Genomic DNA, 338 nt, shown 5'->3' on the forward strand with positions numbered 1-338 from the left:
TTAAGTTTTTGAAACAGCGCATTATGTACATACAGTAAAGAAGTAGAAGATTAGTAGGCATGGGGAGAAATCTTTATGTCTTTTTTTATGAGGATTTTTAATTTTTAAAATATATTGTAAGAAATAATTTACAATTTGTAAAAAATAAATTACAATTATCTAAAGAGGTGTTACTATTGTTGCATAATAAAATTGTAGTTTGTCGAGCAGAAAAAGGTTGGACTCAAGAAGAACTGGCAACAAGAGTAGGAGTTAGTCGTCAAACTATCGCTACTCTTGAAAAGAATAAATATAACCCTTCTCTAATTCTTGCCTTTAAAATTGCAAATGCATTTGAA

General features: G+C 28.4%; 1 protein-coding gene. It reads left to right on the plus strand.

The window, feature by feature from the left end; genetic code table 11:
• Positions 1–176: 176 nt before the first annotated feature.
• Positions 177–338: helix-turn-helix transcriptional regulator (locus KI369_RS28215; RefSeq protein WP_212958955.1), on the plus strand; the 162-nt coding region annotated here is incomplete at its 3' end.

This window comes from Bacillus sanguinis (genome assembly GCF_018332475.1).
In the GTDB taxonomy this organism is placed as follows: domain Bacteria; phylum Bacillota; class Bacilli; order Bacillales; family Bacillaceae_G; genus Bacillus_A; species Bacillus_A sanguinis.